Annotated in this window: 9 protein-coding genes, 3 tRNA genes and 2 other annotated features; of the genes, 3 read left to right on the top strand and 9 right to left on the bottom strand. The window is 30.9% G+C overall.

Features of this window, described 5'->3' with window-relative positions; all coding sequences use genetic code 11:
- Positions 1 to 55 precede the first annotated feature (55 nt).
- Positions 56 to 970: a branched-chain amino acid transaminase gene (locus FDN13_RS07490; RefSeq protein WP_138979642.1), complete on the bottom strand. Its 915-nt coding sequence runs from the start codon at positions 968 to 970 to the stop codon at positions 56 to 58.
- Between the two features lie 60 nt (positions 971 to 1,030).
- Positions 1,031 to 1,303: a binding site (T-box leader), on the bottom strand.
- 515 nt (positions 1,304 to 1,818) lie between these two features.
- Between FDN13_RS07490 and FDN13_RS07495 the strand changes: the two genes are divergently transcribed.
- Complete coding sequence (locus tag FDN13_RS07495; RefSeq protein ID WP_138979643.1) at positions 1,819 to 3,219, top strand: alanine/glycine:cation symporter family protein; 1,401 nt, start codon at positions 1,819 to 1,821, stop codon at positions 3,217 to 3,219.
- A gap of 155 nt (positions 3,220 to 3,374) precedes the next feature.
- Here FDN13_RS07495 and FDN13_RS07500 read toward each other — a convergent pair.
- From FDN13_RS07500 to serS, 4 genes are all read right to left on the bottom strand, one after another.
- Positions 3,375 to 3,451, bottom strand: a tRNA-Arg gene (locus tag FDN13_RS07500).
- Between the two features lie 88 nt (positions 3,452 to 3,539).
- Positions 3,540 to 3,630: transfer RNA gene (locus FDN13_RS07505), tRNA-Ser, on the bottom strand.
- 16 nt (positions 3,631 to 3,646) lie between these two features.
- Positions 3,647 to 3,737 (bottom strand) — tRNA-Ser (locus tag FDN13_RS07510).
- Positions 3,738 to 3,810: 73 nt separating this feature from the next.
- Positions 3,811 to 5,094, bottom strand: a complete 1,284-nt coding sequence (serS, locus tag FDN13_RS07515) for a serine--tRNA ligase (RefSeq protein ID WP_138979644.1) — start codon at positions 5,092 to 5,094, stop codon at positions 3,811 to 3,813.
- Positions 5,095 to 5,144: 50 nt separating this feature from the next.
- Positions 5,145 to 5,344, bottom strand: a binding site (T-box leader).
- Positions 5,345 to 5,435: 91 nt separating this feature from the next.
- Between serS and FDN13_RS07520 the strand changes: the two genes are divergently transcribed.
- Positions 5,436 to 5,615, top strand: coding sequence for a hypothetical protein (locus tag FDN13_RS07520; protein ID WP_138979645.1), 180 nt, complete (start codon positions 5,436 to 5,438; stop codon positions 5,613 to 5,615).
- A gap of 272 nt (positions 5,616 to 5,887) precedes the next feature.
- Here the strand turns inward: FDN13_RS07520 and FDN13_RS07525 are convergent, their stop codons facing one another.
- Positions 5,888 to 6,928, bottom strand: coding sequence for an IS6 family transposase (locus tag FDN13_RS07525; protein ID WP_138979478.1), 1,041 nt, complete (start codon positions 6,926 to 6,928; stop codon positions 5,888 to 5,890).
- A 122-nt stretch (positions 6,929 to 7,050) separates the two neighbouring features.
- On the opposite strand from FDN13_RS07525, the gene FDN13_RS07530 reads away from it, so the two are divergent.
- On the top strand, positions 7,051 to 7,929 hold the full coding sequence (locus tag FDN13_RS07530; protein ID WP_138979646.1) for a DMT family transporter: 879 nt from the start codon (positions 7,051 to 7,053) through the stop codon (positions 7,927 to 7,929).
- A gap of 1 nt (position 7,930) precedes the next feature.
- Here the strand turns inward: FDN13_RS07530 and FDN13_RS07535 are convergent, their stop codons facing one another.
- The 3 genes from FDN13_RS07535 to FDN13_RS07545 all read right to left on the bottom strand — a co-directional run bounded on the left by FDN13_RS07535 (position 7,931) and on the right by FDN13_RS07545 (position 12,084).
- Positions 7,931 to 10,606, bottom strand: coding sequence for a UPF0182 family membrane protein (locus FDN13_RS07535; RefSeq protein ID WP_138979647.1), 2,676 nt, complete (start codon positions 10,604 to 10,606; stop codon positions 7,931 to 7,933).
- 4 nt (positions 10,607 to 10,610) lie between these two features.
- Positions 10,611 to 11,132, bottom strand: coding sequence for a transcription repressor NadR (locus FDN13_RS07540; RefSeq protein WP_138979648.1), 522 nt, complete (start codon positions 11,130 to 11,132; stop codon positions 10,611 to 10,613).
- 97 nt (positions 11,133 to 11,229) lie between these two features.
- Positions 11,230 to 12,084: a GerMN domain-containing protein gene (locus FDN13_RS07545; protein ID WP_138979649.1), complete on the bottom strand. Its 855-nt coding sequence runs from the start codon at positions 12,082 to 12,084 to the stop codon at positions 11,230 to 11,232.
- Between the last annotated feature and the right edge of the window lie 11 nt (positions 12,085 to 12,095).

Genomic DNA, 12,095 nt, shown 5'->3' on the forward strand with positions numbered 1-12,095 from the left:
ACAAAAGCAATTACAAAAACTATTAGTAACCGTCTTATTTAATATTCATCTTTTATCAATAAACAGGTGTACACATATATATATATTTTTCAATGTTTCCCATTGCAGCATTCATTAAATATTCTCTAATTTTTAATGATACCTCTCCTGGTTTCCCATTTCCTACAATCCTTCTATCTACTTCAATAACTGGTGCAACCTCCATAGCTGTACCAGTAAAAAAGACCTCATCTGCAGCATAAAGCTCTGTCCTTGAAATACTTCTTTCCACAACTTCTATGTTCAAATCATTCTTTGCAATTTTCATAACCATATCCCTTGTAATGCCTTCAAGTATATTATCTGACGCTGGAGGGGTTATAAGTTTACCATTCTTATATATGAATATATTTTCTCCTGGGCCTTCACAAACCTTTCCATCCTCAGTTAAAAATATAGCTTCATCATAACCATTTAAAGCTGCTTCTAAAGATGCAAGGGCTGAATTTAAATATCCTCCTGTTGGTTTAGTTCTTGCAGGAATCATATTGTCAGATATTCTTCGCCATGAGGATATACAAACTCTAAAAGCTTCTTTCTCAATAAACCTCTCTAAAGGTTGGCAATATATTAAAAAGCTATTATCATCATCATAAAGAGAAGGAGATAGATTTTCTGAACTTTTATATGCAACAGGCCTTATGTATACAGTGGTTTTAAAATTGTTCCTCTTTAAAAGTTCAACAGTAGCATTACAAAGCTGATCAATAGTAAATGGAATATTGATATTAAGAGCTTTGCATGACTGCAAAAGCCTTTCATAATGCTCTTTTAGCCTAAAAACATAAAGCTGCTTTTTCTCCTCATTCCAATATGCTCTAATACCCTCAAAGCATCCTAATCCATAATTAAAAGCTTTACTTCTTATACTTATTTTTATACTGTCTTCCTTTACAAACTCCCCTTGATAAAACGCTAAATACTCACTCATTTTCAAATCCTCCTTTTATTTATTATAAAAAAATCCTTCGTCCCTATAGATAATATTATCTATAGGGACGAAGGATATATTCTCCGTGGTACCACCCTAATTTGCATATAAAATATGCCTCATTATATCAGGTCGTATATAATACTGCTAATACAATATTATATTTCAACCATATAGCCCTGTATCGGAGGCATCCGCCCAAACCTACTTGCTTAACAACTTTCAGTTGGAAGCTCCGGAGTGATTATTACATGTCACTAAACATCAGCTCGCACCAACCGCTGACTCTCTTAAGTTTATACTCGACATCTTTCTCTCCATCAAAGCCGTTAAATGTAATTTTAACTTTTCTAAAAATTATATTACCATAAAATTCATTTGTCAATGCTTTTTGTAAATTTTTAAAAAATTTTTGTATAAAAATTCAATAATTTATAATCTAAGTACATTACTTATAAATCAGTAAAAATATAAAAAATTAATTTAAAAGTGGGTATAATATTAATAGTTTAAAAGCAAAGCAAACGATAACAGTCTTCATTTTTTAAGGTATTGATTTTTTTGTCGATATATTATAAACTAAAAAATTAGTGAGTAATTATTTAAATCAAATTTTGCTCATTATATAAGCATCCTTTTTATGTTAAGAACTTACTTAAAAATGCTATAAATGGGATGCTTTTGTTTTGTATTTTGTTTATAACCTCCGCCAAAAGTTAAAATTATCATGTCCATTTGACTAATCATTAATGCTTACAATTCTGAGGGTTATTGTCCAAAATCTTTAGTGCAAAATCTACAAAATTATTACTGCCAAGTCCAAATAAAATAATAAATGGAGGTATAATATGAGCCAAATTTTATCAAATTTTATTAACACAATTAACACTCTACTCTGGTCTTATGTAATAATTGCTTTATTAATTGTAGCTGGGCTTTACTTTTCATTAAAAACTAAGTTTGTACAGCTAAGATACTTCAAGGAGATGTTTAAACTTTTAACAGAAGGCACAGGTAGTGCAAAAGGAACAAGCCATGTATCATCTTTTCAAGCGTTTTGTATAAGCACAGCATCACGTGTTGGAACAGGAAACCTTGCTGGAGTTGCAACAGCTATTACTATTGGCGGACCAGGGGCAGTATTTTGGATGTGGGTTATAGCACTAATTGGTGGGGCATCAAGCTTTGTAGAGAGTACATTAGCTCAAGTTTATAAAGTAAAGGATGGGGAAAACTATCGTGGAGGACCTGCATATTATATGGAAAGGGCTCTTGGAAAAAGGTGGATGGGAATATTATTCTCAATACTGATTACTATATGTTTTGGCCTTGTATTTAATTCAGTTCAAGCAAACACGATATCACAAGCCTTTGATAAGGCATTTGGTATTAAAACTTATATAACAGGTTTAGTTATCTCTCTTTTAACAGCATTTATTATATTTGGTGGAGTAAAGAGAATTGCAAAAACAGCTGAAGCAATAGTTCCTGTAATGGCCATAGCTTATGTTGTAGTTGCATTATTTATAGTAATTAAAAATATTACTTTAATTCCTCATGTATTTGAAATGATTTTTAAAAGTGCCTTCGGTATTAAACAAGCAGTAGGTGGAGGAATAGGTGCTGCTATTATGATGGGAATAAAGAGAGGCCTTTTCTCAAATGAAGCTGGTATGGGTAGTGCTCCTAACGCTGCTGCTACAGCCCACACATCTCATCCAGCAAAGCAGGGACTTATTCAAACACTTAGCGTTTTTACAGATACGCTTTTAATATGCAGTGCAACAGCATTTATAATTTTAACTTCAGGCGAATTCGCTAAAAGTGGATTAACTGGTATAAAGCTTACTCAAAGTGCACTGATTTACCATGTTGGGGGATGGGGAGGCATATTTATTGCTGTATGTATTTTCCTGTTTGCTTATAGTTCTGTTATAGGAAATTATTACTATGGAGAAACAAACATTGAATTTATAAATTCAAGTAAAACATATTTAACTATTTACAGGATTTTGGTTGTAGCAATGGTTATGTGGGGTTCAATTGCATCTCTTCAAATAGTTTGGGATTTAGCAGACCTATTTATGGGACTTATGGCTATTCTTAATATAATAGCTATATTGATGCTTGGAAATGTAGCCTTTAAAGTATTGAAAGACTATGAATCTCAAAAACAGCAAGGCCTTAATCCTAAATTTAAAGCAAAGAATATAGAAGGACTTAAAAACGCTGATTGTTGGGAAGAATAATATTTTATATGTTTACCCATTCTTAATTACTTTATAAGAAGGCTTTAAATTGCCTTCTTTTTTTCTCATGTTGTCATTTTGTTGTCATTGGCTTATTTGTTATCAGATTCAAAAAATATTAAAAGCCTTGAAGTTAGATCTTTCAAGGCTTTACATGGTGCGCCGGACAGGATTCGAACCTGCGACCTACTGATTCGTAGTCAGTTACTCTATCCAGCTGAGCTACCAGCGCATATTCACTTAAGTTATTCTAACATAGAAAAGCATAAAATGCAAGTTAGACAAAAGTTTAAAATAATAGCCGCACAATGTGCGGCATTTGGCGGAGAAGGCGAGATTCGAACTCGCGCTAGAGTTACCCCTACTAACGGTTTAGCAAACCGTCCTCTTCGGCCACTTGAGTACTTCTCCACATTAAAATTATATATGGCGGAGAGGGTGGGATTCGAACCCACGGTAGGGTCACCCCTACGCCGGTTTTCAAGACCGGTGCCTTAAACCAGCTCGACCACCTCTCCATGTCGGAACATTTTATATTATATCAGCTATATCAGCTGATGTCAACATAAAATGTTCCTATTTTTTTAATTTCTACTTGGTAATTTTATCTATACCTCCCATATAAGGAATAAGAGCCTTTGGAATAGTTACACTTCCGTCTGCTTCTTGATAGTTTTCAAGAATTGCTGCAACAGTCCTTCCAACTGCAACCCCAGAACCATTTAGAGTATGAACAAGCTCAGGTTTTGCTTTTGGATTTCTTCTAAATTTTATATTTGCCCTTCTTGCCTGAAAATCTTCAAAGTTAGAACAGCTTGAAATCTCTACATATCTTCCGTAGCTTGGCATCCAAACTTCAAGATCATAAGTCTTTGCCGAAGAAAATCCAAGATCTCCACTACAAAGCTTAACAACCCTATATGGAAGTCCAAGAAGTTGAAGAACTTCCTCTGCATCATTAGTTAAAGCCTCAAGCTCCTCGTAAGACTTTTCAGGATCAGCAAATTTCACAAGCTCAACCTTATTAAACTGGTGCTGCCTTATAAGACCCCTTGTATCACGTCCTGCTGAACCTGCTTCGGCCCTAAAGCATGCTGAATATGCAGTATGCTTTATTGGAAGCTTTTCTACATCTAATATTTCATCCATATACATATTTGTAACAGGAACTTCTGCTGTTGGTATAAGAAAATAATCAAGGCCTTGAAGCCTAAACATATCTTCTTCAAACTTTGGAAGCTGTCCTGTTCCTGTCATAGCCTTTCTATTTGCCATATATGGTGGAAATACTTCAACATATCCATGCTTTTGAGTGTGAAGATCAAGCATAAAGTTTATACATGCTCTTTCAAGCCTTGAACCAAGACCTTTATAGAAAGTAAATCTTGCTCCGGTAACCTTTGCTCCCCTTTCAAAATCAAGTATATCAAGATCTGTGCCTATATCCCAGTGAGCTTTTGCTTCAAAATCAAACTTTCTTGGCTCTCCCCATCTCCTAACTTCAACATTATCTTTATCGCTTTCTCCAACAGTAACATCTTCATTTGGAATGTTTGGTATTCTAAGAAGTACTGCTGTTATATCTTCTTCAACCTTTGAAAGCTCATCATCATATTCCTTTATTCTATCAGACAGCTCTTTCATCTCAGCCATAAGAGCATCTACTGGTTTACCCTCTTTTTTTAATTTAGGTATTTGCTGTGAATCAGTATTTCTTTTGCTTTTTAAAGCTTCAACTTCAACTAATATCTGCCTTCTTCTCTCATCAAGCTCTACTGCCTTATCGATTAAGCTGACATCAAAAGTTTTACTTCTGTTTAACATAGCCTGTTTTACCATATCCGGATTATTTCTAATTCTTTTAATATCAAGCATTATAACCCTCCTCATTTATATATAAATTAAAAAGCCCTCCGCACCCATATAAAAGGGGCGAAAGGCTAACTTCCGTGTTGCCACCCTAATTGACCATAAGGTCCACTCTAACGTGCTTAACGTGCACAGCCGTTTTGCTCATCGCAAACCCTCAAGGGTGGATTCAATAGGATAATACTACCTGTTCACACCATCCACAGGCTCTCTTTAAGCATTTGTCCTACCTACTATTCCCTATCATAGGTTTAATTATCAATAATTATATCACTAATATAAAAAAATGCAACTGCTATGTATAGAATTTATTATAATGTAAATAATTCTAATAGGGGAGGGGTAATATGAATGAAACTAATATATTTTATCAGCTTCTAAATTTAAAAGAAATAGATTACAAAACTATGCTTACTTTAACGAGCCTTATTGAGCTTCTAATAAATAAAAATATAATCTCTAAAGAAGAACTTTTAAGAAAAATTAAAAACCTTGATAGTATTGCTTCCCAAAGCAGTGGCATATAAACCTTCTTTAAAGTTAGGTAATATATTTACCTAACTTTTTAATTTGATATAAGTAAATCTTTGTAATAAAATAATAGAGTACTGATTGTGTTAAGTAAATATGAAAAAATAGCGTAGCTACACGTATAATTACACAAAATTACACAGTTTTTTTATGTAATCTAAATTAATAAAATTTGATAATACTGGATTTATCAAAAAAAGGCATGCCGAAGGCACCTACTTAAAACTTAAAATGTAGGTGTGTTAAGAATATATGGTTTATTTGAGAATTAAGCAGACAGAAGCCAGTTATTAATATTTTTTTCATCAACTAAAATACCAGCAACTTGTGCAGGAGTTAGATTGTTTAAAGAATAGTGAGGTCTTAAAAAATTATAATGGAAAATAAACATTGCTATTAGAGTGTTTGCACTTTCAAATGATTTAAAACCTCTTTTACGTTTATACCAGTCTTTAAATGTATCATTAAAAGCTTCTAGCAAGTTGTTGGATATATCATCTTTAAATGATTGAACTTTTATGTGTTTTGAAGAATTAAAAATAGTTTTAGTAGCAAGATTATATGAGCCTAATCTATCGGTCACAATAGCCGATGGACATCCAAACTTACTTGCAGATTTAAACAAGGAAAAAGCTTGAGAAGCATCTCTTGAAGGAGATAAATTAAAACCAAGAACCATTCTGGTTTCTGAATCTATAATTAACCAAAGATAATGTTTTTTACCATTAATAAAAACGACAGTTTCGTCGGCATGCCATTCATCAGATGCACTTAAATCAAGATTTTCAGTAAGTTTATTAGCTATACTTAGAAAAATTGGAGCAAATTTTTTGCACCAAGATGCAATAGTTACATGAGAAACTTTGACATTGTAGGTTAGTTTAAAAAATTGAGATATTCTTCTTGTTGAAGAACCATTTAGATAATAGAGGTTAAGTGCAGTAAGAATTAAAAATAATGGAAATCTCATTCTTTTAAAATCTGTCTTTCCTTTAATTAATTCACAAGATGCAGAGGGTATATTAATAGGTTTTGCAACATAAATAGAATGACCACATTTTTTAGAGTTGCAAGTATAATGGGAATAGTACTCATAATCATGGTGCAAATAAGTACCACTACCACAAACAGGACAACGAGGATACCCTCTCAATACACGATTTTTCTTACCCTTATAATCTTCAAGAGTAAACTGACGTCTACAGTCTTTACATTGATATTTTTGATTACCTGCTTTGTCTTTCCCAAAGCGATAGAGATTTTGACTATGGCATCTTGGACATGAAATTTTATTCAATGACTTGCACATAATTTCATCTCTCCTTCGGAGGTATTTTGTTTTTCGCTATATATAAGATAACTCAAAGGAGAGATGAAATTCAAATATCATATAACTTAACAAAACTAGAGTACTGCTTGGGAGGTGTATCTATGAAAAAAGGATATATTTATATATTTTTATCTGCCTTTATTTTCAGCACTATGGAAATAGTATCTAAATTAATTTCTAATAAAATTAGCCCTTATGAACTTACCTTTATAAGATTTTTAATTGGAGGATTAATACTCTTACCTTTTTCAATAAAAGAAATTAAAAATAAGAAAATAAAAATAGATTTTAAAAGTTTTTTATATTTTGCATTTACTGGTTTTTTGTGTGTTTCAATTTCAATGATATTTTTTCAATTAGCAATAATATATACTAAAGCTTCAACTGTTGCTGTAATTTTTAGTACAAACCCCATATTTACTTTACCTTTTGCATATTTTATTTTAAAAGAAAAGTTCAATATTAAAACAATATTATCTATGGTACTATGCATAATAGGGGTAATAATAATATTTAATCCCTTTAGCATAAATCCAGATATAATAGGAATTATATTATCTTTATTTGCAGCTATCGCATTTTCCTTATATAGTGTAATAGGAAGATTAAAAATAGATACATACGGTAGCACAACTTTAACATGTTTTTCATTTTTAATAGGAGATATCCTACTTCTTATTTTGTTATTAATTTTTAAAGTACCTATTAGAGAAATATCAAGTGATATTATTCCTCACATTATATATCTTGGTATTATTGTTACTGGCTTAGGATATCTACTATATTTTGCTGCAATTAAGGAAACTTCTGTTGTGATATCTTCCATAGTATTCTTTATAAAGCCTGCATTAGCTCCAATCTTATCTTTCATATTACTAAAAGAAGAAATACCTCTAAACACTATAATAGGTATTGGATTTATATTAATTGGTGCCTATATTATGATATTATCAAAGAAAAAAGCCTATATAAAATCATAGGCTATTTTACTACATTATTGAGCTTATTTATAATATCTTCAAGCTGCTTTAAATACTCTCCATAGGCTGCCCAATCGCCATTCCTTTGAGATTCTTTCATTTTATTAAATATATCTTCAGCCTGTTTAGCAAAGGATTTTGCATCACCTTCTTCTGTAGGAGTTACAACAGAAGGTTCAGTAATATTTGTATTAAAAAGTTTTAAGAAAGCCTGCTGAATATTATCTTCCATAATAATCCTATCACCATATCCAACTATAATCTTTTTAAGTTCAGGAAGGCTCTTTCCTGACTGTGCCCTTATATAAAGAGGTCTTACATAGATTATAGAATTTTTTATAGGTATTATGTTTGTTTCTCCAAGCACAACCTCTGATCCTTGCTGTCCCCAAAGAGTTCTTGCACTGGATATTGTTGTATCTGTATTCAGCTTAGAATTAAACTGTTGTGGGCCATAAACAGCCTTATCTTTAGGAAATCTTACAAGAACAAGTTGAGATAAATTCTTATCCATTCTTGCGGCAAGAATGGATACCATATTTTCCTTTTTTGCAACAGTAAAAGGTATTGTTAAAAGGAACTCTTCTCTATCTTCCCCTGGAAGCCTCATTATCTGATAAACCGTATCAACATTTACATCCTGACCATTTTTATCTTTATATTTTGCAATACTCCATAGATCTTCACTATTATAGAAAGTTATAGGATTTTTTATATGATATTTTTCAAAAACACTTGCTTGAATTAAAAATACATCCTCTGAATATCTTATATGCCTCTTTAAATCTTCAGGCATTTCATTAAAATCTTTAAAAATTCCTGAATATATAGAACCAATCGTTTGTGCTATTGCATCATTTTTATCTGATATATAAAAATCAACATCTCCATTATATGCATCTACAACAGTCTTTATAGAATTCCTTATATAGTTAACTCCATTATAGGGTTCTGAATATGGAAATCTATTAGTTGATGTATATCCATCAATAATCCAATAAAGCCTTCCCTCCGATAATACAAGATAAGGATCATTATCATAGTTTATAAATGGAGCAATCTTTTTAACCCTGTTTACTATATTTCTATTTAATATTACCCTGCTTTTAGATGTGATATCATTTGATAATAGAAAATTTAAGCTCCATTGATTTACTGCAAATAGCATCCTATTTAAAGGATTTAGATATATTCCTGCTCTTCCATCATATCTTGTTTCTTTATTATCATTTCCTGAAGGATAGTCAATTTCATTACTCTTTGCATCAACTATTATATAATCATTGTTTATCTCTCCAAAATATATTTGTGGCTTATCAATTTTTAGCATACCTGTAGAAGGTATATCCTTTAATATAAAATCAGGAAGCCCTGATACATTAACAACATTAGTAAAGGATGCAACAGCACCATAACCATGGGTATAAAAAAGATGTTTGTTTTGCCATGTTTGAAATTTTTGCTCTCTGTTTGAATTATCAAGTTCCCTTGCAGAAATAAATATCTGCCTTATTTTACCGTCTATATTATATCTATCTATGTCTACATCATTAAACCTATAATAATTTCTAATTGCCTGTATTTGATTATATACATCAAGTACCTGTGAAAACTCTGCTACCCTTATATTTTCAATGGTATCTTTATAATCATCTAAATCCTTTTGCGTTAGAGAATTAGTTACTGAAAAATCCTTTTCAATTAGGTTGTTAAGGTTAAATGCAATTCGTGTTGCATCTATATTATAAGTAAGATAAGGCATCTCCTTGTCCCTTGCATTGGGAGATACTATAAATTTTTCAACTATACCTGAAAGTAAAGCTTCAAATATTATTAAAGACACTATAAACACAGCCGTAGCAATTATTATTTTTACTTTCTTTTTAATTATGCAAAAGGCTATTACAATTGAAGATATAATACAAAATATTGATATTATCTTATACATAGGAAGAGAAACATGAACATCAGTATAACTTGCTCCAAAAGCAACACCCCTTGGTGAGTATACAAGGTTTAACCCTTTTATATAAAAATAAGCTGACAAGAGCAAAAGAAAAATCGCTCCAAATATAGCAAGCTGCTTTCCTATAAACCTTGTAAGTATACTATTTCTAATATCTATAAACCCTTTTAAACCCACTATACCTTCCTTTGCCTTTATTATAGAATAAAATACTAAAGTTATGATGATTAAAAGAATAATTACAGTTATTAAAATGCTTAAAATTCCTTCAATCAATGGTAGTTTGAAAACATAAAAAGAAGCATCAAGTTTGAAGATAGGATCTTTATAGCCAAAATCCTTACCATTTAAAAATTCAAGTATCTCATACCAAAAAGCTCCTGTAAAAGCTAAGGATATAAAAAATGATATAATTAAAGAGATTAATACAAATAGTCTATTTAATCTTTTATTTTTAATCTTATCATAAACAATTGACTCTATATTTGTATAGCTGTTTTTAAGATATATCGTATATGTCGCAATTAAAATAAATAAAGATAAAAAAGTAGGTATGAATATAATAATCTTTGCCTTAAAAGATGTTAAAAATACATTTAAATACCCAACCTCTGAAAACCATTGAATATCAATAATAAAATTTGAAAAAGAGAGTATAATTGTAATTAGTATAATTAAACAAATAAAAAATTTAACTACACCTTTTTTCATTATATTAAACCTCCGAAGGAATTATATATCCCTTTAATTTTAGAACATCTATTATCCTGTCCATAATTTCTTCATTATCTGCCTCAATAGTATGAATGTGAACTCCATCAGTTAGGTAAGATAATGGCTTTGATTTATTGCTCTTTAACTTCTCCATAAATTCATCTACATCATACATGGATTTTAACATAAGCCTGCCAGTAATTTCTCCATATATTTTATGTTCTATTGTAACGTCCAAAACTTTTCCACCCATACATACTATAGTTTTAAGTTCATCCTCTATATCCTTTTCTTCATGCTTCACTGCAATTATTCTTCTTACAGTATTTTTAGCATTTTGTAAAAGAAGATATCCTTGAGGAGTTGAAATTATATCTGCACCTTCTGCCCTTAAAAGTGCTATATCCTGAACAATTACCTGTCTACTAACTTTTAACCTGTTTGAAAGCTCTCCTCCTTTTACAGGCTCTTTAGCATCCTTTAATAAAGATAATATATAATTTCTTCTCTCTTCTCCTCTCACAATATCCCTCCTTTTAATAATTTAACTATATTATACTATAATTTGTTACCTAAAACATCAAAATGCTATGACATTTATAGTCATAGCATTTTAAAAGTTATTGTGGAGGAGTCCAATCTACCAACCACGCATCATCAATTTTAACCATTCCAATCTTAAGTTCCCTTCCAGTATCATTAAAAATTACTTTAACCAAGGCATGTTTTCCAGTGCTATCAATAGTATAATCTCCAACGGTAAAATTCTTAGATATAAATCCTTGAGCTGCTGCTTCTTCATTTTCTTTTACATAATAATCAAAATACTTTCTATAGGTATTGTTCTCATCATCAGAATAAAGAAGATAAGCCTCAAGATACTTGCCTTCAGCTTCTAAATCCATCTGCTTTTTTAATATTTGACTTGGATTTGAAGTTTTATCCCTTTTAATTAGACTTCTATTTCTTTTGAAAGGAGATGTAAAGGATAAATTCCCTATACTTGGAGTATTACCTTCTACCTTTATCAACACATTCTTTACACCTGGTATTTCAGTTAAAGAATTTACAATTGAATAAATAGTACTATTTAAAAGAAGAGAGTTATCTGTACTAATAGTACTAAATTCCTTAGAAAGATCTAATATAATTGTATCTTCTTTTTTCAGTATAGACAAAAGCTTTGTTCCTTTGGGAATTATATATGAAACATCCTTTGAAACAGGTTCCTTTAAAAACTCTTCAACAATTGTTCTTTCTAAAGAGCTATTAAAGGTTGCTTTAGTGGAAATTGGAATAAGGGTATTTGCCTCTTTAGAAGGAAAATATAATATTATATTAACTTTGTTTTTCTTATCTTCAACTTTTGTTTTTACAGACTCTGTAGATGGTTTAGAAATTTTAGGGGTAGTTCTACAGCTTGAAAAATTAAAAAAAACAGCAAGAAGAAGAATAGCCAAAAATATCTTTCTCATAACAACAACAC

The sequence above is a fragment of the Caloramator sp. E03 genome, from assembly GCF_006016075.1.
In the GTDB taxonomy this organism is placed as follows: Bacteria; Bacillota; Clostridia; order Clostridiales; family Caloramatoraceae; genus Caloramator_B.

What these genes read in the sequence shown, in the direction of transcription:
- FDN13_RS07495 (WP_138979643.1), top strand. Translation starts at nt 1,819, where the DNA reads ATGAGCCAAATTTTATCAAATTTTATTAACACAATTAACACTCTACTC.
- FDN13_RS07490 (WP_138979642.1), bottom strand. Translation starts at nt 970, where the DNA reads ATGAGTGAGTATTTAGCGTTTTATCAAGGGGAGTTTGTAAAGGAAGAC.
- FDN13_RS07525 (WP_138979478.1), bottom strand. Translation starts at nt 6,928, where the DNA reads ATGTGCAAGTCATTGAATAAAATTTCATGTCCAAGATGCCATAGTCAA.
- FDN13_RS07530 (WP_138979646.1), top strand. Translation starts at nt 7,051, where the DNA reads ATGAAAAAAGGATATATTTATATATTTTTATCTGCCTTTATTTTCAGC.
- FDN13_RS07520 (WP_138979645.1), top strand. Translation starts at nt 5,436, where the DNA reads ATGAATGAAACTAATATATTTTATCAGCTTCTAAATTTAAAAGAAATA.
- FDN13_RS07535 (WP_138979647.1), bottom strand. Translation starts at nt 10,606, where the DNA reads ATGAAAAAAGGTGTAGTTAAATTTTTTATTTGTTTAATTATACTAATT.
- serS (WP_138979644.1), bottom strand. Translation starts at nt 5,094, where the DNA reads ATGCTTGATATTAAAAGAATTAGAAATAATCCGGATATGGTAAAACAG.
- FDN13_RS07545 (WP_138979649.1), bottom strand. Translation starts at nt 12,084, where the DNA reads ATGAGAAAGATATTTTTGGCTATTCTTCTTCTTGCTGTTTTTTTTAAT.